The sequence below is a fragment of the Tsukamurella tyrosinosolvens genome, from assembly GCF_900104775.1.
GTDB lineage: Bacteria > Actinomycetota > Actinomycetes > Mycobacteriales > Mycobacteriaceae > Tsukamurella > Tsukamurella tyrosinosolvens.
In genome coordinates this window covers 4,145,723-4,167,856 of the sequence record NZ_FNSA01000003.1, presented here as the reverse complement: position 1 = coordinate 4,167,856, position 22,134 = coordinate 4,145,723, and the positions used below count along the sequence as shown (strand labels likewise).

General features: G+C 72.8%; 24 protein-coding genes. 17 read left to right on the top strand and 7 right to left on the bottom strand.

All coding sequences use genetic code 11. From position 1 onward, the window contains the following. Positions 1-1,338, bottom strand: coding sequence for a hypothetical protein (locus BLW32_RS22610; protein WP_068741567.1), 1,338 nt, complete (start codon positions 1,336-1,338; stop codon positions 1-3). A 291-nt stretch (positions 1,339-1,629) separates the two neighbouring features. Between BLW32_RS22610 and rplM the strand changes: the two genes are divergently transcribed. The 7 genes from rplM to BLW32_RS22575 all read left to right on the top strand — a co-directional run bounded on the left by rplM (position 1,630) and on the right by BLW32_RS22575 (position 7,031). Next, positions 1,630-2,079, top strand: a complete 450-nt coding sequence (gene rplM, locus BLW32_RS22605) for a 50S ribosomal protein L13 (RefSeq protein WP_068522588.1) — start codon at positions 1,630-1,632, stop codon at positions 2,077-2,079. Continuing rightward, positions 2,076-2,582: a 30S ribosomal protein S9 gene (gene rpsI, locus BLW32_RS22600; protein ID WP_068522586.1), complete on the top strand. Its 507-nt coding sequence runs from the start codon at positions 2,076-2,078 to the stop codon at positions 2,580-2,582. Before rplM ends, rpsI begins: the two co-directional genes overlap by 4 nt. Before the next feature lie 153 nt (positions 2,583-2,735). Continuing rightward, positions 2,736-4,070, top strand: a complete 1,335-nt coding sequence (gene glmM, locus BLW32_RS22595; RefSeq protein ID WP_068741568.1) for a phosphoglucosamine mutase — start codon at positions 2,736-2,738, stop codon at positions 4,068-4,070. A 56-nt stretch (positions 4,071-4,126) separates the two neighbouring features. Further along, positions 4,127-4,828, top strand: a complete 702-nt coding sequence (locus tag BLW32_RS22590) for an HAD family hydrolase (protein ID WP_068741569.1) — start codon at positions 4,127-4,129, stop codon at positions 4,826-4,828. A 71-nt stretch (positions 4,829-4,899) separates the two neighbouring features. Beyond that, positions 4,900-5,196, top strand: coding sequence for a hypothetical protein (locus tag BLW32_RS22585; protein ID WP_068741570.1), 297 nt, complete (start codon positions 4,900-4,902; stop codon positions 5,194-5,196). Between the two features lie 3 nt (positions 5,197-5,199). Next, positions 5,200-6,840 (top strand): hypothetical protein, encoded by a 1,641-nt coding sequence (locus tag BLW32_RS22580; RefSeq protein WP_068741571.1) that lies wholly within the window; start codon positions 5,200-5,202, stop codon positions 6,838-6,840. Between the two features lie 8 nt (positions 6,841-6,848). Beyond that, complete coding sequence (locus tag BLW32_RS22575) at positions 6,849-7,031, top strand: hypothetical protein (RefSeq protein ID WP_068741572.1); 183 nt, start codon at positions 6,849-6,851, stop codon at positions 7,029-7,031. Between the two features lie 10 nt (positions 7,032-7,041). Here the strand turns inward: BLW32_RS22575 and BLW32_RS22570 are convergent, their stop codons facing one another. Next, positions 7,042-7,887 carry a dienelactone hydrolase family protein gene (locus BLW32_RS22570; protein ID WP_331710751.1) on the bottom strand — a complete coding sequence of 282 codons (846 nt, stop codon included), beginning with the start codon at positions 7,885-7,887 and terminating at the stop codon, positions 7,042-7,044. Between the two features lie 37 nt (positions 7,888-7,924). Here BLW32_RS22570 and BLW32_RS22565 point away from each other — a divergent pair, with 37 nt between their 5' ends. From BLW32_RS22565 to tsaE, 4 genes are read left to right on the top strand one after another with little or no spacing between them, the layout of a single operon-like run. Then, positions 7,925-9,343, top strand: a complete 1,419-nt coding sequence (locus BLW32_RS22565; protein ID WP_068741574.1) for an NAD(P)H-hydrate dehydratase — start codon at positions 7,925-7,927, stop codon at positions 9,341-9,343. Positions 9,344-9,356: 13 nt separating this feature from the next. Then, a complete protein-coding gene (alr, locus tag BLW32_RS22560; protein ID WP_082791381.1) occupies positions 9,357-10,496 on the top strand; it encodes an alanine racemase in 1,140 nt (379 codons plus the stop codon). Then, positions 10,493-11,563 (top strand): alpha/beta fold hydrolase, encoded by a 1,071-nt coding sequence (locus BLW32_RS22555; protein WP_068741576.1) that lies wholly within the window; start codon positions 10,493-10,495, stop codon positions 11,561-11,563. The genes alr and BLW32_RS22555 overlap by 4 nt, the downstream gene beginning before the upstream one ends. After that, positions 11,560-12,012, top strand: coding sequence for a tRNA (adenosine(37)-N6)-threonylcarbamoyltransferase complex ATPase subunit type 1 TsaE (tsaE, locus tag BLW32_RS22550; RefSeq protein ID WP_068741577.1), 453 nt, complete (start codon positions 11,560-11,562; stop codon positions 12,010-12,012). The genes BLW32_RS22555 and tsaE overlap by 4 nt, the downstream gene beginning before the upstream one ends. A 10-nt stretch (positions 12,013-12,022) precedes the next feature. On the opposite strand, the gene BLW32_RS22545 is transcribed toward tsaE, so the two are convergent. Beyond that, entirely contained in the window at positions 12,023-12,655 is a 633-nt protein-coding gene (locus tag BLW32_RS22545) for a 4a-hydroxytetrahydrobiopterin dehydratase (protein ID WP_068741578.1), read from the bottom strand. A 90-nt stretch (positions 12,656-12,745) separates the two neighbouring features. On the opposite strand from BLW32_RS22545, the gene BLW32_RS22540 reads away from it, so the two are divergent. Further along, the gene (locus BLW32_RS22540; RefSeq protein WP_170181097.1) at positions 12,746-14,983 is read left to right on the top strand and encodes an HNH endonuclease signature motif containing protein; all 2,238 of its coding nucleotides are present in this window, start codon (positions 12,746-12,748) and stop codon (positions 14,981-14,983) included. A gap of 36 nt (positions 14,984-15,019) precedes the next feature. On the opposite strand, the gene BLW32_RS22535 is transcribed toward BLW32_RS22540, so the two are convergent. Further along, positions 15,020-15,883 (bottom strand): alpha/beta fold hydrolase, encoded by an 864-nt coding sequence (locus BLW32_RS22535; RefSeq protein ID WP_068741580.1) that lies wholly within the window; start codon positions 15,881-15,883, stop codon positions 15,020-15,022. After that, the gene (locus BLW32_RS22530; protein WP_068741581.1) at positions 15,880-16,236 is read right to left on the bottom strand and encodes a DUF2834 domain-containing protein; all 357 of its coding nucleotides are present in this window, start codon (positions 16,234-16,236) and stop codon (positions 15,880-15,882) included. Before BLW32_RS22530 ends, BLW32_RS22535 begins: the two co-directional genes overlap by 4 nt. A gap of 79 nt (positions 16,237-16,315) precedes the next feature. On the opposite strand from BLW32_RS22530, the gene BLW32_RS22525 reads away from it, so the two are divergent. From BLW32_RS22525 to tsaD, 4 genes are read left to right on the top strand one after another with little or no spacing between them, the layout of a single operon-like run. Continuing rightward, on the top strand, positions 16,316-16,942 hold the full coding sequence (locus tag BLW32_RS22525; RefSeq protein WP_068741582.1) for a TetR/AcrR family transcriptional regulator: 627 nt from the start codon (positions 16,316-16,318) through the stop codon (positions 16,940-16,942). Positions 16,943-16,991: 49 nt separating this feature from the next. Beyond that, positions 16,992-17,567: a tRNA (adenosine(37)-N6)-threonylcarbamoyltransferase complex dimerization subunit type 1 TsaB gene (gene tsaB, locus BLW32_RS22520; protein WP_068741583.1), complete on the top strand. Its 576-nt coding sequence runs from the start codon at positions 16,992-16,994 to the stop codon at positions 17,565-17,567. Then, positions 17,560-18,030 carry a ribosomal protein S18-alanine N-acetyltransferase gene (rimI, locus tag BLW32_RS22515; RefSeq protein ID WP_068741584.1) on the top strand — a complete coding sequence of 157 codons (471 nt, stop codon included), beginning with the start codon at positions 17,560-17,562 and terminating at the stop codon, positions 18,028-18,030. Before tsaB ends, rimI begins: the two co-directional genes overlap by 8 nt. Further along, complete coding sequence (gene tsaD, locus BLW32_RS22510) at positions 18,027-19,061, top strand: tRNA (adenosine(37)-N6)-threonylcarbamoyltransferase complex transferase subunit TsaD (protein ID WP_068741585.1); 1,035 nt, start codon at positions 18,027-18,029, stop codon at positions 19,059-19,061. Before rimI ends, tsaD begins: the two co-directional genes overlap by 4 nt. A gap of 25 nt (positions 19,062-19,086) precedes the next feature. On the opposite strand, the gene BLW32_RS22505 is transcribed toward tsaD, so the two are convergent. After that, on the bottom strand, positions 19,087-19,515 hold the full coding sequence (locus BLW32_RS22505) for a MarR family winged helix-turn-helix transcriptional regulator (protein ID WP_068522548.1): 429 nt from the start codon (positions 19,513-19,515) through the stop codon (positions 19,087-19,089). Between the two features lie 151 nt (positions 19,516-19,666). Here BLW32_RS22505 and BLW32_RS22500 point away from each other — a divergent pair, with 151 nt between their 5' ends. Further along, the gene (locus BLW32_RS22500) at positions 19,667-21,139 is read left to right on the top strand and encodes an MFS transporter (protein WP_231857370.1); all 1,473 of its coding nucleotides are present in this window, start codon (positions 19,667-19,669) and stop codon (positions 21,137-21,139) included. A 56-nt stretch (positions 21,140-21,195) separates the two neighbouring features. Here BLW32_RS22500 and BLW32_RS22495 read toward each other — a convergent pair whose 3' ends face one another. Beyond that, the gene (locus BLW32_RS22495; protein ID WP_068741587.1) at positions 21,196-22,065 is read right to left on the bottom strand and encodes an AraC family transcriptional regulator; all 870 of its coding nucleotides are present in this window, start codon (positions 22,063-22,065) and stop codon (positions 21,196-21,198) included. Between the last annotated feature and the right edge of the window lie 69 nt (positions 22,066-22,134).

The window sequence follows — 22,134 nt, the reverse complement described above, 5'->3', positions numbered from 1 at the left end:
TCAGGGGAAGTCGAGGGTCGGCGCGTCCTCGTCGGGGACCGGGTGGGTGAAGCGCAGGTCCTCGGACTCCCGCTTCATGGGGCGCCGCTCGTAGGCGGCCACGACGTCGCGGCCGTCGACCCGTCCGGTGATCGTCAGGCGATCCCGGTCGGGCTGCGTGTACTGCAGCACCGTCTCGGGTCCGGACTTGCGGGCCTTGATGGTCAGCGCGGTGTCGCTGACGTCGAGGAGCCAGGGCGTGACCCGCGCGGTGGAGTCCTGCGTGACGAAGGAGTTGTACGACTCGCCGGCGGCCTCCCAGATCCCGCGGCCGCGGTAGGTGATGGCGACGTTGATCCACGCCGGGTCGGTGGCGAGGGCCGCCTCGCGGCCATCGACGCGGAAGGACGTCGCGTGCCACGTGCCGTCGATGTCGCCCCGCGTCTCCGAGAGCGCGGACTTCATCATGACCCCGGCGGCGAGGCCGACCCCCGTGATGGCGACCAGGGCGAGCACCGCGGCGGTCTTCCCGGTGCGCCGCAGCCAGGTGCGGTCGGCGCCCGCGGCGGGCCAGATCGCGGGCATCGGTCCCGTCGCCCGGCCGAAGCTCGCGCGGATGAGGTTCAGCCACTGCGGCGCGAGCAGGGCGATCGCGATCACCAGGAACTCGAAGCAGAGGAACTTCACCGGCACGTTGTAGAAGCTGTCCATGAGCAGCACCTGCACCATGGAGACGATCGAGCCCAGCGCGCCCAGGATCCAGGTGCGACGCGACAGCAGCAGGATGCCCGAGATCAGTTCCACGAGGCCCGTGACGATCGAGTAGCCGTCCGAGGCGCCCATGAAGCCCCACAGCATGTTCATCCGGCTGATGTCGCCGGCGGGCTGCAGCGCGTAGGTCGGCAGCTGCATGAACCCCATCTGTGTGGGGATCGCCTTGCCCAGGCCGTAGAAGATCATGCCGCTCGCCAGGGCGATCCGGCCCACCTGCCAGAGCAGGCCGCCGAGGCTGCGGTAGTCGCCGCGGCCCCGGTCCAGGAGCGTCCAGACCGCGGTGATCACGACGGCGACCACCGCCCAGCCGATGTGGTACTGCCAGATCCCCATCGAATCGCCCGAGCTGGTCAGCTCCGGCAGCTGCAGCTCCGTCCCGGTGACGAGCGCGCCGAGCCGCGCGAACGGGCCCTGAACGACGGACATCACGGGCGCGAACTGCAGGCTGCCGAAGACGGACAGGATCGTCAGGCCGCCGCCCAGCGTGAAGAGCAGGCGGAAGCCGATCAACTGGGCGGTGGTCCAGCGCGGGGGAGGGGTGTCGGACGCGGGCGCGGCGGGCGCCTCCACGGTCGGGGTGGTCATGTCCTCGAAGCTATTTCCCGACGGTGCCCGGCCACATCCGGGAAAGCCCCCTACCGGACCCTGATGTGCGGCACCGTCGGGCACGGGGCGGTGGGCCGGTCACCCCGATCCGCCCGTTTTGACCTGCGGCGGGGCACCCGCGTACTCTGGTCCGCTGGTGTGTGGCGCCGTGCTGCCCTGTGGTCGGAAGATCGAGGGCGATGCGGAGTCGGGTCCCGGGTCTCCGTTGGTCGCCGGGAGTGCTCTCGTCACGCATGGACCGGCACCGAACCATCGAGCAGAGGATCTCCTGTGCCTACTTACACCCCGAAGGCGGGTGACGTGACCCGGCAGTGGCACGTCATCGACGCATCCGACGTGGTGCTCGGCCGCCTCGCCGTCGCAGCTGCCAACCTGCTGCGCGGCAAGCACAAGCCGACCTACGCCCCCAACGTGGACAGCGGCGACTACGTCATCATCATCAACGCCGAGAAGGTCGCCCTGTCGGGCGCCAAGCTCACCGACAAGCGGCACTACCGCCACTCGGGCTTCCCGGGCGGCCTGAGCTCGCGCACCATCAGCGAGGTCCTCGGCTCCAAGAACCCGGAGCGCGTGGTGCAGAAGGCTGTTCTGGGCATGATCCCGAAGAACAAGCTGGGCAGCGCCATCGGCGGCAAGCTGAAGGTCTACGCCGGCCCGAACCACCCCCACACCGCGCAGCAGCCGGTTCCCTACGAGATCAAGCAGGTGGCGCAGCAGTGAGCGACACGATCGAGAACAACGAGTCCGACGCCGAGGTCGTTCCCAACGAGTACACCTCGGAGACCCCCGAGGCGGCCTCGGCCGAGACCCGCGCCCCCCGTGGCCCCGTGGTCATCGACCGCCCCATCCAGACCGTCGGCCGCCGCAAGGAGGCCGTGGTTCGGGTGCGTCTGACCGCCGGTACCGGCAACTTCGTGCTGAACGGCCGCACCATCGAGGACTACTTCCCCAACAAGCTGCACCAGCAGCTGGTGAAGGATCCGCTGAACACCGTCGAGCGCCTCGAGTCCTTCGACATCGCCGCGAACCTCTCCGGTGGCGGCCCGTCGGGCCAGGCGGGCGCGCTGCGCCTCGCCATCGCCCGCGCGCTGATCGAGGTCTCGCCCGAGGACCGTCCCGCGCTCAAGCGCGCCGGCTTCCTCACGCGTGACCCGCGTGCCGTCGAGCGCAAGAAGTACGGCCTGAAGAAGGCCCGTAAGGCCTCGCAGTACAGCAAGCGCTGATTGCAGCCTCTCACCAGGGCAGGCACCCGCATCCGTGCGGGCGCCTGCCCTGGTCTCGTTTCCACCTTCTTCGCCGCCGTCATGGCGGCGCGTGCGACCGGCTGCGGGGCCGGCTCGCCTCCTCCCTCTTCTTTCTCTAGCGAGGTATGACCCATGGGGCGTCTGTTCGGGACCGACGGTGTGCGCGGCCTGGCCAACAAGGATCTGACCGCCGACCTGGCGCTGAAGCTGTCCGCCGCCGCGGCGGCCGTGCTCGGCGCCCACGATCTCGAGGGCCGGGATCGGCCGTTCGCGGTCGTCGGCTGGGACCCGAGGGCATCGTCGGAGATGCTCTCCGCGGCGGTCTCCGCGGGCCTGACCAGCGCCGGCGTCGACGTGCTGCTCGTGGGCGTGATGCCCACGCCCGCCGTCGCGCACCTGGTGGCCGAGTACGACGCCGCGCTCGGCGTGATGATCTCCGCCTCGCACAATCCCATGCCGGACAACGGCATCAAGTTCTTCACCCGCGGCGGGCACAAGCTGGAGGACGCGCAGGAGGACGCCATCGAGGCGGCCCTCGACGATCCCGCCCCGCCGCGCCCGACGGGCGCCGCGATCGGCCGCGTCAAGCGCGCCTTCGACGCCGTCGACCGGTACGTCGCGCACCTGGAGTCGGCCGTCCACGTCCCCCTCGCCGGTCTGAAGGTGGTCGTCGACGCCGCCAACGGCGCCGCCTCGACGGTGGCCGCGAAGGCCTATCGCGACGCGGGCGCCGAGGTGATCGCGATCCACGACGATCCCGACGGCCTCAACATCAACCGCGACTGCGGCTCCACGCATCTGGAGGGCCTGCGCGCGGCGGTGCTGGCGCACGAGGCCGACCTGGGCCTCGGGCACGACGGTGACGCCGACCGCTGCCTCGCCATCGACGCGAACGGGCGGACCGTCGACGGCGACGCCATCATGGCGATCCTCGCGATCGCGATGGACGAGGCCGGCGAGCTCACCGACCACACCCTCGTCGCGACGGTCATGAGCAACCTCGGCCTGCACCTCGCGATGAAGGCCGCGGGCATCACCCTGCGCACCGCCGCCGTGGGCGACCGGTACGTCCTCGAGGAGCTGCGCAACGGCGGCTACGCCCTGGGCGGCGAGCAGTCCGGGCACGTCGTGCTGCCGGCGCTCGGCACCACGGGCGACGGCGTGCTCACGGGCCTGAAGATCATGGAGCGGATGGCGCAGACGGGCTCGTCGCTCGCCGAGCTGGCGTCGGTGCTCACGGTGTTGCCGCAGGTGCTCGTGAACGTGCGCGTGATCGACAAGGCCGCGGCGATGGCCTCCGCGGACCTGGTCACGGCGCTGGCCGCGGAGGAGGCCGCGCTCGGCGAGGCCGGCCGGATCCTGCTGCGCCCGTCGGGGACGGAGCCGCTGGTCCGCGTCATGGTCGAGGCGCCCACCGAGGAGGTCGCCCGCGGCACCGCGGAGCGGCTCGCGGGTCTCATCTCCTGACGGCCGGTTCCGGAGCGTGTTGTCGAAACGTTTTCATACCCGGTAGCGTGGGGCCTATGACATCGGGTGGGACCGGCTACGCCGGTGTGCTGTTCGACTTCTCGGGGACGCTGTTCCGGCTGGAGCCGGACCCGGCGTGGTTCGCGGGGCTCGCCGACGCCGAGGGGCGCATCCTCGACGATGCGGCCCAGCGCGAGCTGTTGCACCGGATGACGGTGCCGGTCGGGCCGCCCGTCCCGATGGAGGGTGAGGCGCTGCGCACCTGGCACGCGAGGGATCTGTCCTCCGCCGACCACCGCGACGCCTACCTGCACATCCTCGAGCATTCCGGCATCGCCGACGCGGCCGAGCGGGAGCGGCTCTACGGCGAGTTCTCGAACCCGCTGAACTGGACGATCTACCCCGACACCGCCGCGGTGCTGCGGGCGGCGCGCGACGCCGGCCTCACCGTGGGCGTGCTCTCCAACATCGGCTACGACATCCGCCCCGCGTTCGAGCGCGAGGGCATCGCCGACCTCGTCGACCAGTTCGTCCTCTCCTTCGAGGTGGGCCACGCCAAGCCCGACCTCGCGGTCTTCCACGCCGCCACCGCCGCGCTCGGGCTGCCCCCGGAGCGGGTGCTCATGGTCGGCGACAGCGCCGAGGCCGACGGTGCCTCCCGCGCCATCGGCTGCGGGTTCGCGCAGGTCGAGCCGCTGCCCGTCGACGCCCGCCCGGCCGGCCTGCTCGACGCGGTGCGCGCCGCCGGCGCGATCTGAGGATCCGCGGGAACCGATCCGCCCGCTGGTGCGTCCAATGAGTAAGGGGACGTCGCAGCGAGGGGGATCGCATGGGCACGAAGATCGACGCGGCCGCGGTGAGCGCGGCCGGCGGTACGTACTCGACGGTGGCCGACAACCTCGGCACCGTCGCCGGCCGGATCCGCGGATTCACCGCCGAGTCCGGTGACTTCGGCCGGAAGTACCAGTCCGACGGTGCCGCCTACGCCGCCACCATGGAGAGCCTCGCGAAGGGCGCCGACGCCTGGCAGGTGGGCTCGCGTGCCTGCGGTACCGGGCTGACCACCTCGGCGTCGGCGCACAAGACCACCGACGAGAGCGGCGCCGCCGCCGTCACCGGGGCCTGATCCGTGGCGGAGCAGACCGTCGATCAGATGCTCGACGCGGGTGCGGATTGCCTGCAGTACTTCAAGGCGATGCTCGATATCGCGAAGTGGTTGTCGCAGAAGACATGGCCCGATTGGCGTGATCACGTGTGCCGTGACTACGACAACGAGCGGGGCATCGATCTCGCATCTCTGCGAGGCGATGCGGTCATGCTGCGGCAGCAGGCCACGGCCGCGCGCCAGGCCGTCACGGACCAGTCCGCGGCGCGTACGAGCGTGCAGACGGCTTGGCCCGACAATGCCGGACGCGCCGCCGTGACGACCCTGGACGCACAGCAGAAGCGGAGCGAGCCGGTGGCCACGGTCCTCGAGAGGACCGCGACCGCGGCGGAGTCGGTACCGGGCGCGGTCCTGTCCGCGGTGAAGACGAAGACGGACGCGCTCAGCGAGTTCGCTTCGAAGGAAGCGGACGCCGGCGTATGGGTGGGCGTGATGCGGGTCGCGGGTCTGGTGGTTCCGGGAGTCGCATCGTTGGTCGAACTCAATGCGCGCTCCCGCGAGCGGTTCGAAGCGCAGCTCGCGCAGGACCTCGCCCGCTTCGACCAGATCAACGCGACCGCTGTCTCCGCCGTCCAGGCCGCCTACGCGAGCGTGCCGGCGGCGGCCAAGGGCATCGACGCGTCGGCGTTCCCGGCCCCGTCGTTCGGCACGATCACGGCGACCTCCACGCAGACCACGACCAGCCCGACCACCGCGTCGCCGGCCACCAGCGGAGGCGGCGGGGGCGGCAGCGGGTCGCCCACGACGTCGTCGCCGTCCAGCACGTCCCCGACGTCGACGAGCCCGTCCCCGACGTCGACCAGCCCCACCACCACGAGCCCGACGACCACCAGCCCCACGACGACCGGCACGACGACGCCCACCACGACGGGCGCGAGCACCACCCCGTCGAGCGCGACGCCCAGCACCGGCACGGGAACTGGAGCGGGCACGGGCAGCGGCACCCCGTCGTGGCTCTCGCAGCTGCTCCCGAAGATCGCGGAGCAGCTCGGCCTGGGTGACAAGGACAAGACCGGCGACGGCACGAACGCGGACAAGACCGGCGACAAGGACGCCGACAAGGCGGGGGACAAGGACGCCAAGGGCGAGAAGGTGCTCGGCGTCGACGCCCTCGGCCGCACCGTCACCGCGACACTCAGCCCTGACGGCAAGACCGTGGAGGTGACCGCCAAGAAGCCGGACGGCACGGTCGCCGAGAAGGCCACCCTCAAGGTCGGCGAGGACGGCAAGCTCACCGCGGTCGACGCCGAGGACGGTGCCAAGGGCGGCGCCGATAAGGGCGAGGACGGCACGGGCAAGGCCGGCGACGCGAAGCCGGCCGACGCGAAGCCAGCGACGCAGAACGATGCCGGAACCGGCGGCGGTGCGACGCCGGCGGCCGCGTCCCCGTCCGGCACGGGCGGCGGAACCACGCCGGCTCCGTCGACCGGTGGCGGCGCGACCCCGTCGGCCACGCCGAGCCCCGGTGTACCGGTGGCACCGGTCGCCCCGGCGAAGCCCTCGAACACCGGCGCGCAGGACACCGCACCCGCGGAGGAGCCGTGCCCGCCCGGCGAATCCGCGGACCAGGGCACCGGCGCCGAATTCGCCGTCAGCGGCAGTTAGGAGGACCCGTGAGCAGCACCGACCCGCACCCCGAGGACCACGCCCGCGCGATCCGCATCGCCGAGCGACAGGACCTGTTCGACGAGCTCCTGCGCGTCGCGGGCGTCGCGCCGGCGCCGGCGGAGATCACCCGGCCGATCCCCGTGATCACGCGCACGGAGCAGCCGGAGTCGTGGCTCAGCGCGGGCTGAGCGCGGGATCTCAGGCCAGGCTGCGCAGGCGCTGCAACGCGCTGGGCTGCTCGGGCTCCGCGTTCGGGTCCCACACGTAGGAGCTGTCGCCCAGGTCGGCGCCGACCTCGGTGAAGACCTTGTACTCCTTGTCGTCGGCGAGTCCGCCGAGCAGGTAGCCGGTGAGCAGCGCGCGGACCATCTTCTGCGTCGATTTGTCGGAGCCGCCCGCGCCGAGCGCGCCGCGCAGTGAGATGCCCTCCGCCAGGCCGCCGGGCTCGGCGCCGGGCACGATCCGCAGCTCCGTCGGGCCCGCGTAGCGCAGCGAGAGGACGCCGGCGTTGGAGGTCATGGAGTGCTCGTCGCCGGGCGCGCCCAGGATCAGCGCGTTCGCGTGGGTGCCGGTCGACGCCTTCTCGGCCTGCGGCGAGGTGGGCGCCGGGAACAGCGCGGACAGCCACTCGATGCGCGAGTCCGCGGCGGCCGCGATGAGCGCCGCACCGGTGCCCCAGCCGTGCCCGACCGCGGCGCGCTTGGCCTTGTTGACGGTGATGGCGCCGTCGCCGAGGCGGACCTCGGTGATCACGTCGAGCGCGGTGCCCAGGTCGATCGCGAGGCGCCCGTCGGAGGCGAGCATGCCGCCCTCGGTGTCCGGGGCCGCCACGACCAGGCCCCAGGAGGCCAGGTGCTGCAGCGTCTTGGTGTACCTCTTCGACGGGGTCAGCCAGTCGTGCGCGAACGCCACCGCAGGCAGGTTCGAGCCGCTCTCGGGCGTGTAGATCACGCCGGGCAGGCCCGCGACGCCCAGGTCGCCCTTGAGCACGCGGTGCGGGCCGCGGCGCTGCAACTGCTTCACCAGCTTGTTCGCATCCGTCACGCCGCTCACGTTAGCCGATCTGCCGTACCGTGGCGGCGTGCGGCACTATCACCACCCCGACTCCGTGCGTGCGGCGGAGGCTCCGCTCCTCGCCGTCCTGCCCGACGGTGCCCTCATGCGCCGCGCCGCCCACGGCCTCGCGGGTGTCTGCGCGGCGGAACTGGCCGCGCGGACGGGCGGCACCGCGGGGCGGCGCGTGACGCTGCTCGTGGGCTCCGGCGACAACGGCGGCGATGCGCTGTTCGCCGGCGCGTTCCTGCGGCGCCGTGGCGTCGCGGTCGAGGCGGTGCTGCTGGCGCCCGACCGCGCTCACGCCGCGGGTCTGCGGGCGCTGCGCCGCGCGGGCGGCCGCATCGTCGGCGCGCCCCGCCGCCCGGACCTCGTGGTCGACGGCATCGTCGGGATCAGCGCCCGCGGCGCCCTCCGCCCGGAGGCCGCGGACCTCGTCGCCGGGATCACCGCGCCGATCGTCGCGGCGGACACCCCGTCGGGCGTCGACGTCCGCACCGGCGTCGTGCACGGCCCGGCCGTCTCCGCCGCCGTCACCGTCGCCTTCGGTGCCCTCAAACCCGTGCACGCGCTCGCCCCCGCCCGCTGCGGCCGGATCGAGCTGATCGACATCGGCCTCGCGTTCCCCTCCGACCGGAGCGCGGGCGAGCTGCTCGCCTACGACGACGCCGACCTGGCCGCGCTCTGGCCCGTCCCCGGCCCCGCCGACGACAAGTACAGCCTCGGCGTGCTCGGCGTCGTCGCCGGCGGCGCGACCTACCCGGGCGCCGGCGTGCTGGCGACGGGCGCGGCGATCCGCGCGACGTCGGGCATGGTCCGGTACGCCGGCACCGCCCGCGACGCGGTGCTCGCCGCCTGGCCGGAGGCGGTCGCGAGCGACGACGTCGCGGACGCCGGGCGGGTGCAGGCCTGGGCCGCCGGCCCGGGCATGGGCGTCGACGGTGCCGCCGCGGACCGTCTGGCCCGCGTGCTCGACCAGGACCTCCCGACGGTGCTCGACGCGGACGCCCTCACGCTGCTCGCCGAGCACCCGGGCCTGCTCGCGGGCCGCTCCGCGCCGACGGTGCTCACCCCGCACGCGGGGGAGTTCGCCCGGCTCGTGGGCCCCGTCGGCAACGACCGGGTCGCGGCCGTGCGGGAGGCGGCCCGCGAGCTCGACGCGACCGTCCTGCTCAAGGGGCACGTCACCGTCATCGCGGCCCCCGACGGCACCGTCGTGGCCGACACCGCCGGCTCGTCGTGGGCGGCGACGCCCGGCTCGGGCGACGTGCTGACCGGGCTCGTCGGCAAGCTCCTCGCCTCCGGGCTCGCCCCGCTCGCCGCGGCCGCCTGCGCCGCGCGGGTGCACGGACTCGCCGCGGCCCGCGCCGCCGACGGCGCCCCGACGCACGCCGCCGCGATCAGCGCGGCGGTGCCGGGCGTCCTGCGCGTCGTGCTGCGCGACTAGGCTGAGCAGCGCCATGAAGACAACGATTCCCGCGACCGGGCTGGAGCGACTAACCGCGCAGATCGACCTGGGCGCGGTCGCGCACAACACGCGGATCGTCGCCGACCACGCACCGGGGGCCGCGGTGATGGCCGTGCTCAAGGCCGACGCCTACGGGCACGGCGCGCTGCCCGTCGCGCGGGCCGTCCTCGCGGGCGGCGCCACGGAGATCGGCGTGACCACCGTCGACGAGGCCGTCGCGCTGCGCGAAGACGGCGTCACCGTCCCGCTGCTCAGCTGGCTCAGCACGACCGGCTTCGAGCGCGCCATCGACGCCGGCGTGCGGATCGGCGTCAGCTCCCCGCGCCAGCTGGCGGCGGTCGTGGCCGCGGCGAAGAACGTCGGGCGGCCCGCGACCGTCCACGTCAAGGTCGACACCGGGCTCAGCCGCAACGGCGTCGCCGCGGCGGAGTGGGCCGCCACCCGCGACGCGCTCCTCGAGGCCGAGCGGGCCGGCACCGTCGAGCTGCAGGGCGTCTTCACCCACCTCGCGCACGGCGACGAGCCGGAGCACCCGTTCCTCGACGTGCAGCGCGATGCGCTGGCCGCCACCGTCGCCGACGCCCGCGCGCACGGCCTGACGCCGACGCAGGTCCACGCCGCGAACTCCGCCGCCGCGCTCACCCGCCCCGACCTGCACTTCGACCTCGTGCGCCCCGGCATCGCCCTCTACGGCGGAGTGCCGGTGCCCGGCAGGGACTTCGGGCTGCGGCCCGCGATGACCTTCGCCGCCCCCGTGATCCTGATCAAGCGGATCCGCCAGGGCGACGGGGTGAGCTACGGGCACAGCTGGATCGCGCCGCGCGACACCGTCGTCGGGCTGATCCCGGCCGGCTACGCCGACGGCGTGTGGCGCCCGCTCAGCGGCCGGATCGAGGTGGCGATCGGCGGCCGCCGGTTCCCGCAGGTCGGCCGGGTCTGCATGGACCAGAGCGTGATCGACCTCGGACCCGACGGCGGCGGGGTCTCCGAGGGCGACACCGCCGTCCTCTTCGGCGAGGCGCCCGGCGCCGACGTCGCCGCCGACTGGGCGGAGCAGGTCGGCACCATCGACTACGAGATCCTCACCGGCGTGCGCGGGCGCGCCGTCCGCACCTACACGGGGGACCTGTGAACGACGACCGCGGCCGCATCCACATCCCCGAGCGCCTGCCCGGGCCGGCCCTGCTGGCCGGGCTCGGCACCGGCGTCGCCGTCGCGGCCCTGACGGGGATCGCTGCCGCCGCACGGGTTCTCGGTGTCCGCGGCGCGGGAGACGACCCCGTCGCTCCGGACGACCTGGTGTTCCGCGCCGACCGGGAGTCGATCGTCATGAGCCCCGACGGGGTGCCCCTGCACGTCCGCGAGGTCGGCCCCCGGACCGCCCCGGTGACGGTGCTGTTCGTGCACGGCTTCACGCTGCGCACCGCGTCGTGGGTGCTGGTGCGGAACGAGCTGCGGGCCCGCTGGGGCGACGACGTGCGCATGGTCTTCCCCGACTGCCGCGGCCACGGCGACTCCGGCGGATGCACCCCCGAGCAGAGCACCGTCGCCCTGCTCGGCGACGACATCGCCACAGTGCTGCGTGCCCTGGTGCCCGAGGGGCCGGTCGTGCTCGTGGGCCATTCGATGGGCGGCATGGCGATCTGCGGGTTCGCCACGGGCTACCCGGAACTGATCGGCACCCGGGTGGTGGGCGCCTCGCTGCTGGGAACGGCCTCGCACGCCCTGACCGACGGGGGACTGGCTGCGGCGCTGCGGAATCCGGTGCTCGACGTGGTGCGCGCCGCGATCCGCTTCCTGCCCTCGGTGGTCGGCCGGGGCCGCGAGGCGATCAAGCCGATCGCGACGCCGTTCATCACCGCCGGTGCGTACGCGCCCGGCGACCGGAGCGCGACGATGACCGAGTTCTCGTCGACCATGAGCCTGTCCGCGCCGCTCGGTACCTACGCGGGTTTCATGCCCGCGCTGGAGGACTACGACGAGCGGGCCGCGCTGCCCGTGCTGCGCCGGATCGCCACGTCGGTGGTGTGCGGCGACCACGACTGGATGACGCCGCTGCGCAAGTCGCAGGCCCTCGCCGACGAGCTCGACTCCGAGCTGATCGTGCTCGCCGACACGGGGCACATGCTCATCCTCGAGGCCGCGCCGCGGGTGGCGCGGGCGGTCGCCGACCTCGTCGCGCGGGCGGTGCCGCAGTGAGCGGACCGCTGCGGGGCGAGCGCGTCCTGCCCGAGGTCGAGGACACCGAGGCCCTCGGCCGGGAGCTCGCCGGGGAGCTCTCCGCGGGCGACCTGGTCATCCTCGACGGCCCGCTCGGGGCCGGCAAGACCGCGCTGACGCGGGGGATCGCGGCCGGCCTCGGCGTGGTGGGCCGCGTCTCGTCGCCGACGTTCATCATCGCCCGCGAGCACCGCCCGGGCCCGTCCGGCGGCCCGGGCCTCGTGCACGTGGACGCCTACCGCCTCGGCGGCCTCGACGAGCTGGACGCCCTCGACCTCGACACCGACCTCGAGGACTGCGTCGTCGTCGTGGAGTGGGGCGAGGGCGTCGCCGAACGCCTCGCCGACCGGCACCTCATGGTCCGGCTGCGGCGCGCCGAGGGCACCGACGTCCGCACCGTCACCTGGGAGTGGGTCGACGGGGCCTGACCCGGCCCGTTCAGTCCCTCCCGGCGACCGTGCAGATGCACGCGTGGTTGCCCTGGGCGTCCGCGAGCACCCAGAAGCTGGGCGCGTGCGCGTCCGAGACCAGGCGGCCGCCCGCCGCGACGGCGGCGTCGATGCGACCGCGCGCCTCCCGCGGATCCACCCAGACGTCGAGATGGAAGCGTTGCCGCGGCGTCTCGTGCGGGTCGGTGCGCTGGAACCACAGGATCGCGTCCGCGCCGTGGGTGCGGACCTCCACGCCCTCGATTCCGGATTGCACCTCGGCGCCGAGCACCGCCGACCAGAACGGCGCGATCTCCGCGGCGTCGGCGGTGTCGAGGCCGAGCTCCACCACCGACGACTCCCCGGGGTTCGCCGTGACCTCGCGCTCGCGGGCGATCTCGGAGAACTGCGCGGCGAGCTTCCGATCACGGTCCGTGACGCCGCCGGCGTCGTGGCTGTAGAGCAGCACGTCGACGGTGCCGTACCGCAGCGTGAGGTCGGGGTGGTGGTTCGCGGCCTCCGCCGCGGCGGCGAACGCGGTGACCAGCTCGAGGCCGGCGGTGAAGTCACGGGTACGGAACCGGGTGTGCAGGCCGCGGACGAGCGGCGCCCAGTCGGGGAGGGGATCGGAGTTCTCGCTCATGACTCCATGGTGCTCCCCGGCACCGTCGAGTTCGACGGTTCCACCATGTTCGGCTCTTGCATTGTCATCGAACAGGCGTACGATGAAAGTGTGAACGGATCCGGCGCGTTGGCGAACCTCCCGAAGGCCCTGCTGCCTTCGGTGTTGGTCGACGGTACGCCCGGCTCCGGAGCTCTGGGGTCGATACTGCTGGAGCAGCGACGGTGCGAGAACGTCGCGTTCTGCCGGACGATGTCGGCGGTGTATGCGCTGTTCCGGGATCGGTACGGGGAGCGTGAGTCGGCGTTCCTGTCCTCGGATCCGATCGGTAGTGCGGACTTCTACGCGGTGCGGCGCGAGCTCTCGCTCGCCTATGAGGCGGTGAAGGCGGAGGTCTCGGTCACGCTGCGGATCGGGCCGGCCGCGACGGAGACGGTGATCGAACAGGCGGTGGGTTTCGTCGAACGCTTGCCGCGAGTGTTCGCGCTGGTCGGCCGCAACGTGCTCTCCCCGCGGGGCGGAATGGAGGCGCTCAGTCGCGCGCGGGCGTTGACGGGCGGGCAGGCGATCGAGTTCGACGAGCTCCTCGCCGAACTGCTGGCCGCGGATCCGTTGGCGCTGATCTCGGTGCCCGCGTTGCGCGAGGCGGCCGATCGGCTGGTTCATGAGATCGATCCGGTGGCGGCGGAGCGTCGGCGGCGGATGGCGGAGGAGGATCGCCGGGTCACGTTCCGTCCGGCGGAGGACGGGATGGCCGCGGCGTACGCGCTGCTGACCGCGCACGAGGGGCTGGAGCTGGGAGTGCGGGTGGACGAGATCGCCGGCACGGTGTGCGAATCCGATCCGCGGACGGTGCCGCAGCGGCGGGCCGACGGACTGATGTTGCTGGTCCGCGGCTTCTCGACGCTCGGGTGCTGGTGCGCGGTCCCGGGATGTCCGCTGCGAGAGGCCCGCGCGGTCGGCGACGACGGGATCGATGACGATCACGCGGGTGCGCGCGTGGTGACCCGGTACCGCACGCTGATCCACGTGGTCGTGAACGAGAAGACCCTCACCGACCCGGGCGACACCGACGCGGGGTTCCTGATCGGGCACGGACCAATCACCGCCCAGCACGCCCGCAACCTCGCTGCCCGTGACGACGCGGTTCTGCGCCCCTTCGGCGAGGAACTCCCCGATGCGAGCGAGATCGAAAAGGACGGCGCTGCGGCACAGATCGCGGCTCCGAGCGATCCGGAGGCGAACCGCGATATCGAGCTGGGCGCAGACGGTGCCGGCACCGCGAGCGCTCGCGCTGACGCGGTATCCGATTCCGTTGCCGATGCCGCGTGCACCGCCGGGACGTCGGATGCAGCGGATCCCACGCAGCCTGCCGCGGATGAGATCTCGCTCGCTGATGTTGATCACGACCGCGACCACGACCGGCCTGAATCTCCGGCCCGGCCGTCACCTCGGCGGCCGCGGGCGGCGTGGTTCCGCGCGACCGGTATCGACCTCACCCACCGCGAACCCGCCGGCGTTCTGCTCGCCGCACGGTGTTGCCACGCAGGCCCCACCGTGATCACCGACTCCGAGGCCGAAGCTGAGACCGACGATGCGCCCGAGTCCGCGTCCGACACGCTGGATCAGGAGCCCGCAACGGCTGCCGAAGCGACGGCTACGGAGTGTGATTCGTCTCAGCGGGTCGATGAACCCGCCGCCGAAGTCCAGAGGACAGCTCTGCCCACACCTACCCCGGCGACCGCAGTGAGTCCTCGGGCGCTGGTGATCGCGCAGGGCAGCACCGGCTACCGGTTCTCCGCCGACCTCACCCGCTACCTCACCCTGCTCTACCCGCGCTGCGTCTTCCCCCTGTGCACTCGCCCGGCCTCGCGCTGCCAGCTCGACCACGCCCGCGAATACGACCACCACGACCCCACCCGCGGCGGCGCCACCATCGCCGGCAACGGCCAACCCCTCTGCATCCCGCACCACCAGCTCAAGACCGCCGGCCTGTGGACCGACGCCCGACTACCCGACGGCCGCATCCTGTGGATCGGCCCCACCTGCCAACGGATCATCGTCGACCCCACCCGCACCATCGCAGCCCTGTTCCCCGACCTGACCCGCATCACCTGGACCACCCCCACGCCCACGGAGCGCAGGAAGCCGCCGCCACCGAGCGGTCCCACCCGACTCCAGAAGGAACACGCCCGACGCGAACGGCTTCGCGCCGCACACCTCGATGCCCTCACCCGCGAACGCGAGGAACGAGAGCGCGTCAGCCCCGTCGAACACCACCTCGAAACCGTCCTCGCCGGACGTGACCCCGCACACCACCCGCCACCGGACGAACCCCCACCCTTCTGACCGGGGCGGCAGCCGGGCGGTAACCGGGGCGGGGAGCTACCGGGTGGGCAGCGCGGCGATCTCGGTGATCGCCCGCACGACGGCCTGCGGTTCGTCGAGGGAGACGAAGGTGCGGGCACCGTCGACCTCGACGAAGCGTGTGCCGCCCGGCCGGTCGTCCCCGAAGGCGGCGGCGAGCCGGCGGCCGAGCGCGGGCGTGAAGGCGCGGTCGGCCATGCCCCAGACGAACGTCACCGGCCCGGGGAAGGCGCGCATCGTCGGTGAGACCCGGGCGAGGTCGGACGGATCGATCCCGGCGAGCAGCGCCGCGAGGTCGGCGCGGATCTTCGGGGCCACCTGCGTCGGCCGCGCCCAAGAGGCGGTGACGTCCGGGTCGGGATCGGTGACGAGCAGTCCGAAGCCGATGGGCGAGTGCCGCAGGGCCGTCGAGCGCATCGTCGTCATCAGCGGCCGGATCGTCGCGCGGTGCCGGAGCATGGCGAAGAGCGCCGCGAAGGGCTGCGGCGGGAACACCTCGAAGGCATCGCAATTGGTGAGCACCACGCGGCCGATCAGCTCGGGACGTTCGTGCAGCAGGTACTGGCAGACCGCGCCGCCGGTGTCGTTGCCGACGAGGGTGCAGCCCTGCAGGCCCTGGTCCTCGATGAAGTCGGCGACCATGCGGGCGACGCCGCGCGGACCGTCGGCGACGGCGTCCGGGCAGGCGATGCGGTGCGAGCCCAGCGGCCACGTGACCGACCAACAGCGGTGTCCGGCGGCGCCGAGCGTTCCCGCGACGCGGTCCCACAGCTGCAGGTCGACGACGGCGCCGTGCACGAACAGCACGGGCGGACGGTCGGAGGTCTCGGGGCCGTAGACGTGGAAGTCGACGGTGCCGGTGGGGAGCGAGGCGAGGCTCATGCGGGGACTCCTGACGGTGCGGGCGCGGCGCCGCCGGTGGTCTCCCGGTCGGCGCGGGTCTCGCGCAGGTAGAGGTAGAGGGGGAGCGAGAGCGAGAGCCCGACGAGGCAGGTCGCCGGGATCACGAGCCACCAGCGCCGCACGCCGACTCGCTGCGCGTCCGCCGCCGACCAGACGAGGAAGACGACGATCGACAGCAGCACGTCGGCGGTGAAGCCCGACGCCGCCCCGTTGGGGACCAGGCTCGTGACGAACAGGGGGAGGTCGAGCCCCTCCGCGGCGAAGAAGTCGCCGAAGAAGGCCCACGGCACCACGGTGCCGATCACCATCATGGCCAGGTAGAACCACCGCATGGCACACCCTTCGCGGAGTCGGGGGCTAAGGTCGGAGCGTAGTTACGAACACTCGGTATGAAAGTTACGTGCAACCTGTATGGAAGTCAATGGTGAGGAGCGGGGCGGCCGCCGCACGCAGGCGGAGCGCACCGCCGCCACCCGCGCCGCGTTGATCGCCGCGGCGCGGACGCTGTTCGCCGACCACGGCTACGCCGGCGTCGGTACCCAGGCGATCGTCGAGGCGGCGGGCGTGACCCGCGGCGCGCTCTACCACCAGTTCGGGGACAAGCGCGGCCTGTTCGAGGCCGTCTTCGACGCCGTCGAGGAGGAGACGATCAGCGGCGCCGCGCAGGCGGTGCTCGCGGCCGGCGACCTCGAGCCCGTCGACACGATGCTGCTCGCGGTCGACACCTTCATGGAGGCGATCGCGGCGCCGGGCATCACGCGGATCACGATGATCGACGCTCCCGCCGTGCTCGGCTGGGAGGGCTGGCGCGCCCGCGGCGAGAAGTACGGGCTCGCCGTGATCGAGGGCCTTCTCGCGCAGGCGATCGAGCAGGGGTGGATGGCGCCGCAGCCGGTGCGCCCGCTCGCGCACGTGATCCTCGGCATGCTCGATGAATCCGCCCTCTACGTCACACGCGCCGACGACCGGGACGCGGCGTTGGCCGAGGTCAGGGCCGTGATCGCGCAGTTCGTCCGGGGGTTGATGCGCCCGGCGTGACCGCCTCGCGGATTTCGGGCGCACCACGCCGAGGCGGTAACCTGCAGGTATGTACGTGCTCGCCCTGGACACCGCCACGCCGGCGCTCACGGTGGGCATCGTCGACTCCGAGACCGGCGCCGTGCTCGCCCGCCGCGACCGCACCCATGCCCGCGGCCACGCCGAGGTGCTCGTGCCCTACCTGCTCGAATGCCTCGCGGAGGCGGGGCTGCGCCGCGCCGACCTGGGTGCCGTCATCGTCGGCTGCGGCCCCGGCCCGTTCACGGGCCTGCGGGTCGGGATGGCCACCAGCGCCGCGTTCGGCGACGCCCTCGGCATCGAGGTGCACGGCGTGTGCAGCCTCGATGCCATCGCGCACGGTGAGCCCGGTGACGTCGTCGTCGTGACGGACGCGCGCCGCAAGGAGGTCTACTGGGCGCGGTACGCCGACGGCGTCCGCACGGCCGGGCCCGGCGTGATCAAGCCGGCCGAGCTGGACGTCGACGGTGCGCGGGTCGTCGAGGGCTCGCCGACGCCGGCGAGCCTCGCCGCGGTCGGCGCGCACCTCCTCGGGACCGCGCCGCGGCCGCTCGTGCCGCTGTACCTGCGCCGTCCCGACGCCGTCGAAATGGCTTCGCGTGCCTGATATCCCGATCGGACCGCTGCGTCCCGACGAGGCCGCGCGCTGCGCCGAACTGGAGACCGTCCTGTTCGCCGGCGACAGCCCCTGGCCGGCCTCGGCGTTCACGCCAGAGCGGCACACCCGCTTCTTCGCCGCCCGCGACGAGACCGCGGACGGCAGGCTCGTCGGCTACGCCGGAATCGGCCTGCTGGGCAACACCTTCTTCCCCGAGTCCGAGGTCCTCACCATCGGCGTCGACCCCGAGTACCAGGGCAGGGGAGTCGGGTACGCGCTCCTGCGGGCCCTGCTCGACGAGGCCGACCGGCACGGCGGATCCGTCTTCCTCGAGGTGCGCACGGACAACGACCCGGCCCGGACGCTCTACGAGCGCAACGGATTCGCGGTCGTCGGGGTGCGGAAGAACTACTACCGGCCGTCCGGGGCCGACGCCTACACGATGAAGCGGGAAGCGCAGGGACAGCGATGATCGTCATGGGTGTCGAGAGCTCGTGCGACGAGACCGGCGTCGGCATCGTCGACTGGGACCCGGAGTCGAAGACGGCGCGCCTGCTCGCCGACGAGGTCGCTTCGTCGCAGGACGAGCACGCCCGCTACGGCGGCGTCGTGCCCGAGGTCGCCTCGCGCGCACACCTCGAGGCCATCGTCCCGACGATGCGGCGCGCCCTCGCCACGGCCGGCGTCGACCGGCCCGACGCGCTCGCCGTCACCATCGGACCGGGCCTCGCGGGGGCCCTGCTCGTGGGCGTCGCGGCCGCGAAAGCCTATGCGGCGGCGTGGGAGGTGCCCTTCTACGGCCTCAACCACCTGGGCGGGCACGTCGCCGTCGACACCCTGGAGCACGGCCCGATGCCGCCCTGCGTCGCGCTGCTCGTCTCCGGCGGGCACACGCACCTGCTGCACGTGACCGACCTCGGCGCCCCGATCACGGAACTCGGCACCACCGTCGACGACGCCGCGGGGGAGGCCTTCGACAAGGTCGCCCGCCTGCTCGGCCTCGGCTACCCCGGTGGCCCCGTCATCGACGAGCTCGCCCGCCAGGGGGATCCGACCGCGATCCGCTTCCCGCGCGCCATGACCCGGCAGCAGGACGCGCGCCACGACTTCTCGTTCAGCGGCCTCAAGACGGCCGTCGCGCGACACGTCGAGGCCGAGAACGCCGCGGGGCGGCCCCTGAACGTGCCCGACGTCGCCGCGTCCTTCCAGGAGGCCGTCGCGGACGTGCTGACCTTCAAGGCGATCCGCGCCGCGCAGGACGTCGGCGTCGAGACGATGGTGCTCGGCGGCGGCGCCACCGCGAACTCGCGCATCCGCTCGCTCGCGCAGGAGCGCTGCGACGCCGCGGGCATCGAGCTGCGCGTGCCGAAGCCGCGGCTGTGCACCGACAACGGGGTCATGATCGCCGCGCTGGGCGCGCACGTCATCGACGCGGACCCGACCCCGACGGACCTCGGCGCCGCCACCGACCCGGGGCTCTCGGTCACCCTGACGAAGCTCTGACGCGGCGCGGCGAGCGAGGGCGTCGTCAGGACTCCCCGGCCCGCGCGGCGAGCGCCGCGTTGAGGGCGGTGAGACCGGAGATGAGCGCCTCGCGGTCGGTCTCGTCGAGGTCGGCCATGATCGAGCCGATCCCGCGCAGCTTCACGTCGCGGTCGCGCTGGAAGGCCGCCCGCCCCGCTGCGGTCGCGCGGATGCGCTTCGGGCCGGACACGGCACCGTCGGCCTCGAGCAGCCCGTGCTCGATGGCCTTGTTGACCTGGCGGTTCACCGTCGACTGCTCGAGTTCGAGCTCGGTGGCGATCTCCTTGAGCGTGCTCGGCCCGGCGTAGTCGAGGAGCAGCAGTACGAGGTAGGCCGACCGGTCGAGGTGCAGCTCCATCGACCGCGGGCGCGCTCGCATGTGCCGCCCGAGGGCGTTGATCTCCCGCTCGAGGCGGCGCGCCGCGTCGTCCATGCTTCCTCCCTCGAGGATCGATCCGCCGATTCTGTCAGGCCGGCGGAATGTCCGTGTTGCACGGTGCGGGCTCGAGGCATATGGTTGCACAGTTCAACGATATGTATGTTACACACATTCAATCGTTTCCCCACGTAGAGAGGTGGTCCTCGTGACCAGCACCGTTACCGGGCAGGGAGCGCTCGCACCGAGCGGCTCCCGCCGGAACCACCCACTCGTGACCGTGATCATCCTGTGCTTCGGCGGCATGGTCGCCGCGCTCATGCAGTCGCTCGTGATCCCGATCCAGCCCGAGCTTCCGCAGCTGCTGAACACCTCGACGGCGAACGCGTCCTGGGTCATCACCGCCACGCTGCTCGCCGCCGCGGTCGCGATGCCCATCGGCGGCCGTCTCGCCGACATGATCGGCAAGCGGCGCGTCCTCATCCTCAGCGCGGCACTGCTCGTCGCGGGCTCCCTCGCCGCCGCCCTGTCCACGGGGCTGCTCCTGATGCTGCTCGGCCGCGTGCTGCAGGGCCTGGCCATGGCGTTCATCCCCGTCGGCATCTCGATGATGCGCGAGGTCACGCCCCCGGCGATGACCGCGACCGCCGTCGCCGCCATGAGCGCGACCCTCGGCGTCGGCGGCGCCATCGGCCTGCCGCTCTCGGCGTGGATCGCGCAGACCTACGACTGGCACATGCTGTTCTGGGTCTCGACGGTGCTCGCCGGGCTCATCCTCGCCGCCGTCCTGTTCGTGCTTCCCGACGGTACCCCCGGCGTCGGCGGCCGCATCGACGTCATCGGCTCGATCGGCCTCGCCGTCGGCCTGGTCGCCACGCTCGTGGCCGTCTCCAAGGGCAACGACTGGGGCTGGACCTCCGGCACCACGCTCGGCCTGCTCATCGGCGGCCTGATCGTGCTGCTCGCGTGGGGCGCCTACGAGCTGCGGCACGACGACCCGCTCGTCGACCTGCGCACCTCCGCGCGGCCGCGCGTGCTCATCACCAACATCGCGACCGTCACCATCGGCTTCGGCATGATGGCGATGATGCTCTGCGTCCCGCAGATCATGGAGTACCCCACCGCCACCGGTTTCGGCCTGGGCAAGAGCATGCTCGAGGCGGGCCTGTGGATGATGCCCGGCGGCATCATGATGATGATCTTCGCGCCGGTCTCCAGCATCCTCATCAAGAAGGTCGGCCCCGCCGTCACCCTCGCCATCGGCGCCTTCGTCGTGGCCGGCGGCTACGTGCTCGCGTACTTCCTCATGGACGCGGCCTGGAAGCTCTCGCTCGCGTCGATCGTGGGCACCGTCGGCGTCGCCATCGCCTACGCCGCCATGCCGACGATCATCATGTCCTCCGTGCCGCAGAGCGAGACCGGCGCTGCGATCGGCCTCAACGCGCTGATGCGCTCGCTGGGCACCACGATCTGCTCCGCCGTCGCCGCCGCGATCATCTCCGCGAAGTCGGTCACCATGGCCGGTCACGTCATCCCCACGCAGGGCGCGTTCGAGACGATCTTCGTGGTCGCCGCCGTCGCCGCGCTGCTCGCCGGCGTCATCGCGCTGCTCATCCCCAAGCCCCAGGTGGAGCAGTCGGAGCAGGCTGCGCCGGCCGAGGTTCCGGCCGCTGCGAAGTAGCGTTCCGCGCCGACGATCCCGCCCGTTCCTCCTGGAACGCGGCGGGATCCGTCGACTCAGTGGGACGACTGCTGCGCGCGCCACCGCAGGGGCGGCGCGCCGAAGCGGCGGTGGAACGCGCGGCTGAATCCCGCCTCCGACGCGTAGCCCACCGCGCGGCCCACCTCCGCGACCGGAGAATCGGTCTCGCGCAACAGGTCCGCGGCCCGATCGAGCCGCTGCGCGGCGACGTACGCGGCGGGCGGCAGGCCCAGCGAGCGCGTGAACCGCGCCGCCAGCGCCGACCGCGACAGGCTCGCCACGCGCGCGAGTTCGTCGATGCTCCAGGGGTGTTCGGGGTGCGCGTGCACGGCGGTGAGCACGGGGCCGAGCCGCGGGTCCATCGCGGCGGTGAGCCAGCCGGGCCCCGAATCGGCCTGCGCGGCCCACTGGCGCAGCGCGTGGATGAACAGCAGGTCGAGGATCCGCGCCGCCATGACGTGGCTCCCCGGGCTCGGCGAATCCGTCTCGGCGAGGAGCAGTTCCAGGCTGGCCCGCAGCCACTGCGCGTCGGGCGCCGCCCCGGAGCAGTGGATCACCGGTGGCAGCACCGCGAGCACGGGGTCGGCGACGGAGTGATCCGCGGTGAACTCCCCGGTGACCCACTCGGCGCCCGCGGGTCCCGACAGCACGTGTTCGTCGCCGCGGGGGAGGAGCGCCATGTCGGACGGCCCCAGCGCCACCGTCGTGCCGCCCACGCGCACCGTCAGCCCGTCGGAGACCGCGAGGTGCACGACCCGGCGGCCGGTGACCCGCAGCGCGACCGGCTCCGGCGAGGAACCGCGGCGCACCCGGTCTCCGCGCAGGTGGACGGCGCGCAGCAGGGAGCTGAGCGCGTCCGGCGCATCGCCTGGACGATCGGCAAAGAAAAGGGGTGAATCAGGCATATGGTTTGATCCGAAATCCTTCTAACGTGGACAGGGCAAGGATAAGCCACTGCACATGAAAGGTCACGA

Bases quoted from the DNA above. Each gene is read 5' to 3' on its own strand.
- BLW32_RS22610 (WP_068741567.1), bottom strand. From the start codon at position 1,338: ATGACCACCCCGACCGTGGAGGCGCCCGCCGCGCCCGCGTCCGACACC.
- BLW32_RS22535 (WP_068741580.1), bottom strand. From the start codon at position 15,883: ATGAGCCTCGCCTCGCTCCCCACCGGCACCGTCGACTTCCACGTCTAC.
- BLW32_RS22585 (WP_068741570.1), top strand. From the start codon at position 4,900: ATGGGCACGAAGATCGACGCGGCCGCGGTGAGCGCGGCCGGCGGTACG.
- BLW32_RS22530 (WP_068741581.1), bottom strand. From the start codon at position 16,236: ATGCGGTGGTTCTACCTGGCCATGATGGTGATCGGCACCGTGGTGCCG.
- BLW32_RS22505 (WP_068522548.1), bottom strand. From the start codon at position 19,515: ATGGACGACGCGGCGCGCCGCCTCGAGCGGGAGATCAACGCCCTCGGG.
- BLW32_RS22545 (WP_068741578.1), bottom strand. From the start codon at position 12,655: ATGAGCGAGAACTCCGATCCCCTCCCCGACTGGGCGCCGCTCGTCCGC.
- tsaD (WP_068741585.1), top strand. From the start codon at position 18,027: ATGATCGTCATGGGTGTCGAGAGCTCGTGCGACGAGACCGGCGTCGGC.
- glmM (WP_068741568.1), top strand. From the start codon at position 2,736: ATGGGGCGTCTGTTCGGGACCGACGGTGTGCGCGGCCTGGCCAACAAG.
- alr (WP_082791381.1), top strand. From the start codon at position 9,357: ATGAAGACAACGATTCCCGCGACCGGGCTGGAGCGACTAACCGCGCAG.
- BLW32_RS22525 (WP_068741582.1), top strand. From the start codon at position 16,316: ATGGAAGTCAATGGTGAGGAGCGGGGCGGCCGCCGCACGCAGGCGGAG.
- BLW32_RS22495 (WP_068741587.1), bottom strand. From the start codon at position 22,065: ATGCCTGATTCACCCCTTTTCTTTGCCGATCGTCCAGGCGATGCGCCG.
- BLW32_RS22590 (WP_068741569.1), top strand. From the start codon at position 4,127: ATGACATCGGGTGGGACCGGCTACGCCGGTGTGCTGTTCGACTTCTCG.
- tsaB (WP_068741583.1), top strand. From the start codon at position 16,992: ATGTACGTGCTCGCCCTGGACACCGCCACGCCGGCGCTCACGGTGGGC.